Annotated in this window: 3 protein-coding genes; all 3 read right to left on the bottom strand. The window is 46.2% G+C overall.

Going from position 1 to position 5,285, the window contains the following annotated elements:
* On the bottom strand, positions 1 to 484 hold a 484-nt coding region (locus ACWA6V_RS16855; RefSeq protein ID WP_449523581.1), incomplete at its 3' end, for a phosphorylase family protein.
* An 87-nt stretch (positions 485 to 571) separates the two neighbouring features.
* The gene (locus tag ACWA6V_RS16850) at positions 572 to 3,037 is read right to left on the bottom strand and encodes a TonB-dependent siderophore receptor (protein ID WP_449523580.1); all 2,466 of its coding nucleotides are present in this window, start codon (positions 3,035 to 3,037) and stop codon (positions 572 to 574) included.
* A 285-nt stretch (positions 3,038 to 3,322) separates the two neighbouring features.
* On the bottom strand, positions 3,323 to 4,822 hold the full coding sequence (locus ACWA6V_RS16845; RefSeq protein ID WP_449523579.1) for an adenosine deaminase family protein: 1,500 nt from the start codon (positions 4,820 to 4,822) through the stop codon (positions 3,323 to 3,325).
* Between the last annotated feature and the right edge of the window lie 463 nt (positions 4,823 to 5,285).

Raw genomic sequence — 5,285 nt, 5'->3', positions numbered from 1 at the left:
CCGGTGTAAAACGCGGCAGCGGAATGGCGTTGGGGTCGCGATAAATTTCTGGCGGAAATCCGAGCGCGCGATCCACATTCATATCGATAAAGTCATCGGGGATCACATAATCATAAACGCCCATTTTGGGGTTGATGCCACCCGCAGTCGCTCCGCCGATCGCCTCTTCAACACCCAGATCATAAAGTGCCACCCAAGTCTCCAGCCATTTACCTTCACCGTGGGCATGTACGTAATAAAACGGGATACCCTCATATTCGGCGTAATAAATTTTAGGTGAAGTGCCTAATTTTGTTTCAATGGTGAATTCTTTTTTGATCAGTTTGCTGGAGAAAATAATGTCATTTAAAAAAGTCCCACCCAATACGGCAATACGCGCTTTGGGCGTTCCTTCAGGAATTTGCGCTGCCCCAGCGGCAACAGGTAAAAGCCATGAGCAAAATAAAACCGCCACGGCAATATTTTTTAGTGTGCAAATAAACATTAGATAGCCCTGTCATTTTGTAGACGCAGGCCATTGCAATGAACAATGGCCTGCGCGCAACACCTACGTGATAAGTCAAATATCAACCTAGAACTTGAAGGTCACCTTACCAACAAAACTGCGCGGCAATTCTGGCAACACAATGGTGCTACCAAAAAGATCCGGGAAGTTTGCACGGAAGTAGCGTTCGTTCGTCAGGTTTTTGCCTTGCAAACTCACAGACCACGCATCGGTACTGTAGGAAATGCCAGCGTTAAATAAGGTGTAAGACGGCAATTTAATAGCCCGGGAGAAACCAGAGTAAGTTGAATCAGCGTGCACCGCACTAGCGGTAAAGCTGTAACCATCGCCAAAATTGTAAGCACCAGTCACACTCATCATGTTTTCTGGAATACCCGATTTTTTAGCATCTTCTTCGCTGCTTACTGGTGTTAAACCCTGCATGACATAGCCGTAAAACAATGAAGGGTCAGTAACATTTACCAAATCACCAGCACCTGCAAAACCAAATTGGCTGCCACCGTCCAACGCTGTCAGGTTAGTAATTTCCAAATGCGTTAAGGCTGTAGTGATGGTGAAATCTTCGGTGATTAACAAGCGTGCTTCCAGCTCATAACCCTCACTCTGTGTTGTATTGTTACTCACCAAATCCTGCGCACTAAAATTGGTACGGGTTTGATCAAAGTAAGCAGCAGAAGCATACAAGCGATCATCGAAGAAATTACCCTTTACACCAACCTCTTTCAGCGTCGAATCCGCAAGCGCATTACCCGCCTTAGTACCGTCAGCATTTTCGATCAAACCGGGAGAGATTTCTGAACCCTGCCCCATTACGATTGTGGATTGCGTTGAACGAGTGGCGTAAGGAATAAAGCCATAGGGTAGCTGGTAGGACACGCTCATTGTCCATGAACCACCATCAACAGAGTCTTCCGCAGTAAAGTCAGCAGTGGGTACATACAACTTTGAACCAACACGTGTTGACGTCATATCGATCAGATCATAGCGTCCACCCAGTAAGACGCCCAGATTTTCGGCAATAGTGTAATCCGCCAAAATCGCAAAACCGTAATCAGTAAAATCACCCACTACATAATTGGCATAATCCGAATCAGTGCGAGTCGCTAACAGTTTGCGATCCAGACCAGTTGATGTACCTGTTAAATCGCGACGATCAAAGTATTCGAAATCAAAATCATCGCCTTGTTTGAAATCGGTATAGCGAATACTGGGCGATACTTGGTAGCTGGCTTTTAGCCAATCCGTATGATCCATATCGAATGCAAACACTACCTGATCTTCAACCACATAGGTATCAACAAATTGCGAAAAGCCGTAGGCATTTTCGTTAATATTCTCTAATTCTTCATAGAAGAATTTATTGGTGATGGTGAGAGCGTCTGAGGCTTCGTGAATTGTATCGAAGAAAAGCGTGCCCACAGTGGTCACAAGCTTGTCATCCGGTGCTACTAATGTTTGACTGCCATCCAATTTTGCGGTGCCAACATTTTGCAGTGCCCAAGCAGGATCCATCTGGGCATCGGTGGCCTCGTCTAGCGCCACAGTAAAAGGGACTCCAGGCATAAAGAAATTGCCTTTGACAAAAGTACCTTTCCAGGCAGTGTATTCATCCGGTGAATTAAAACCATCGCCGTCGGTATCAACTGAGGTAGGTGACCCTGTAATGTAAGTACCATGGTCAATCAGATCTTGTGTTACACGGTTCCAACCCGCCACCTGATTGCCATCAAATTCGTGATACATCCCACCGAATTCAATACGAGTAGACGGTGACAGCTCCATATTAAACGCAGCCTGCAAAACATTCTGGTCGGTACCTGAATTTTCGTAATAACTACCGGAGTTTTCCGTTTCAGCGTAAACGTAATAGCCTAAATCTTTTTCTCCCAATGATGCCGGACCACCTACTTCAGCGGTCACAATATTTTTATCCCAACTACCGCGCGTTACCGAGAATTGACCTTCTGGTTTATCGAGATATTGACCCGATTCAGCACGAGCAGACTTGGGTTCAAAGTTGAGGTAACCACCGATTTTTGATGGACCGAATATGGGAGATGCAGGGCCGCGTACGATATCAATACGATCAGACGCACCAATAGGCGTTGGATAGTTGCCAGGGTTGTTTACGCGGCGCATACCGCGAAAATACACTTCGCCCGGAGTTCCGCGCACATCTAAAGAACCAGCAACACCAAAAAACGATTGAGTGAAAGCACCAGGAGAAACCAACACTAGATCATCAATATCGCTGATGTTGTAGGCCTCCATCATGTCGGCGCTCACTGTAGTCAAACTACGCGGGGTTTCTACAATGGTCTTGTTAAAACCAAAAGCAGATTTACCTTGTTTGGTCATCAAGCCCATGGTGTCACCGATCACCAGGGTTTCTTCCACCGCACCTGCTGCAGCTATAGGTGCAACAGCTTGCGCCGCCACCTCTTCAGCTGACCACGCTGGCGCTGCAACAACACAACCCATGCTGATAAGTAACGCGAGTTTATTGCGGGTAAAACATTTGTGTATGGTCATAGCAAGTGCACTCCAAGGGTGTCTAATAATATGTATCAGGAAAGCTGTGCGAGAAATTGCAAGCGCTGTGCCATTTCCTGTCTAAATGGTTAACTCTTTAAAAAATACATATTAATTTCCTTATTTTTCAATTATTTAACTAATACAAAATACAGTTCAATCGTTTATATATTGAAAAATTACACGCTCAAAAAGGCACCTGGAGTAGATCGGGGCACAAGGGTATTGATGCAAAATAATGCGCCATGCACGCTCACTTGAACCAATATGTTGCACCCCGATTACCTAGTTGAAATTACAGAGGGAATAACGCTTGCAGGTAAAGCCGTAAGAAACAGGCTTGGTATTTTTCAAACTGCTAACACCATTTTTCACAAACGACTTTTGAAAAGTATCAACGCGCGCGCTGTAGGTTTTTAACAGCTGCGCCTTTACATCCTCTTCCACAAAACTGTATTGCAGCGAGTTGCGGCTGAGCAGCAACAATTCATCCCAAGACAAATTAAATTCTTTTACCGCGACAAAAAATTCGTCAGTAATATTGGAATCCCACATGCCGCGATCATCTGTTGAGAGCGCAACTGGAATTCCCAAACGCAAATATTCCGGGAAGGGATGCTGCGAATAATCGCTGACATATTCGAGCAACAAATTGGAAATTAAATTGATTTCCACCAGATAAGGACCATGGCGCATTTCGCGCAGCAATTCCGGATCGCTAATTAAATTCACACCGTGGCCAATGCGATCTGCACCGAGCATTAAAGTATCGCGGATATGGGAATTGGGTTCGTCTACTTCGCCAGCATGCACCGACAGTCGCACATTGTTGTATTTGTGGCGCAGCTCGCGCAGGGTTTGGGTAAAACGCAGCGGATAACCTTTATCGTTATCCTCACGCCCCACCATATTCACCGCCACATACAAATCGCGATGGCGCGAAACTATGTCGTAAGATGCGCGCAATTGTGCTTCAGCGCTGGGAACAAAACGCAAGATGGATTCCTGGAAACGCACGGTAACGCCGGTTTTTTTTGCATCAGCCTGTGCAAGCCGTTTGCGAAATATAGCGACTGCTTCGTCCTCACTGATCGGGCTACCATCGGGTTTAAAGTAACCGCCCGCCTCCAACATGGTCTCTAAATAAATCAAACCTTCATCGCCAAAGGCCTCCATATTTTTATAGAGAATTTCTGCAATCAGATACGGACTGTAGAGCAATTGATCCAAACGCTGCCAATGGGTTTGGAAAAATTCATCGCGGCCTTCGTGGTCATGGCTCAGGGTTACGCTATTGACCCAACCCGCTTTTTCTTTTTCGTCCAGGTCTTCCAAGCGTTTGTATTCTGCTTTTTCACACTCGGGCAATTGGTTATAGGTAGATTCCATAACATTGTTGAACAACATCAAATAAGGGCGATAACCGAAATTGTTGTCGGCGAAATCGCGGCAATTATTAATGCGCACCTTGGTGTAAAACCTATAGCCATATTCTTTTTGCGCGAGTGCAACCTCATACCACCAACCGGACATGACCGAGCCGCTGATATGGTTGTGCAAATCGCCGCCTTTAGGCATGGCATATAAAAAGCGGTACAAATCTTCATCGCTGGCAGTGGCTTTGAATTTTTCGAACCAATCGCTACTGGTTGCAGAACCGATTGCGGGGCTTGCTGCAGGAGCAGCTACACTCCAGGCAGCCATCAAATAACCAGCGATAACAATTACAACAAGTGCGGCGCGGCACCCTGCGAGGAAAAGGGTCTGAATACTGGGCAATAACATAAGCAGAGTCTCTGAAAATCCAGGAAGTTGTTTACGAGGGAGGAGCAAGACAGAGGGGCTAATGCAATTGTGATACCAGTGGGTGCGATTCCGCGCCAATAGCGGATTAGCCTTGTCAATATCCTGTCCAAATGGACGGGATTTGTTTTAATCTGGTGCAAGCTAGGCTTTTTTGCCCAGTAATATTGCGGCTTGCAGGGCGATATAGCGGAAAACACTAACCTTGAACGATGGCACAGAATTTGATAATGCTTAGACAAAACCCTGGTATTTATTAACGTTTTGTTAAGCCCACGTTTAACAGCCAAACAACAATGAGCGATAGTGCGAATGAGCGAAAACAACACCCCCCTAGGGACCCCCACCGAAGGCATGCGCTGGTATGTGGTGCATGCGTACTCCGGCATGGAGAAGGCGGCCGAGCGCAACATCATCGAGCGCATCAACCGCGCCGGCATGCAGG

The sequence above is a fragment of the Cellvibrio sp. genome, from assembly GCF_053579595.1.
This window is presented reverse-complemented; position numbering and strand designations above follow the sequence as displayed.